We start from the raw sequence: 513 nt of genomic DNA on the forward strand, positions 1-513 counted from the left end.
TGGGCGGGGGCACGGTCCGCTCCGGTGTGCTCCCCGGGGAGCGCCGCGAGGGTCCCCTCGACCTCGCGCCACACCCGGCCCACGGCGATCCCGAAGACGCCCTGTCCGCCCTGCACCAGGTCGATGACCTCGTGGGGGGACGTGCACGCGTAGACGCTGGCGCCGTCGCTCATCATGGTGAGCCGGGCCAGGTCCTCCACGCCCTGGGCGCGCAGCGCCCCCACGGCGGTGCGGATCTGCTGCAGGGAGACGCCGGTGTCCAGGAGCCGCTTGACGATCTTCAGGACGAGGATGTCGCGGAAGCTGTAGAGCCGCTGCGTGCCGGACCCGGAGGCGCCGCGCACGGTGGGCTCCACGAGACCGGTCCGCGCCCAGTAGTCGAGCTGCCGGTAGGTGATGCCCGCGGCCTTGCAGGCGGTGGGGCCGCGGTAGCCGACGGACTCGTCCCGGATCACGGAGTCGTCGAAGAGGACGCCCTGGGTGCCGTGCGCCGGAGGGCCGCCGGGCTGCTCG

General features: G+C 74.1%; 1 protein-coding gene. It reads right to left on the reverse strand.

Going from position 1 to position 513, the window contains the following annotated elements; genetic code table 11:
• On the reverse strand, positions 1-513 hold a 513-nt coding region (locus RF645_RS13455), incomplete at both ends, for a MerR family transcriptional regulator (protein WP_368819287.1).

Origin of the sequence: Kocuria sp. CPCC 205260 (genome assembly GCF_040981045.1) — a bacterium.
GTDB classification, from domain to species: domain Bacteria; phylum Actinomycetota; class Actinomycetes; order Actinomycetales; family Micrococcaceae; genus Kocuria; species Kocuria palustris.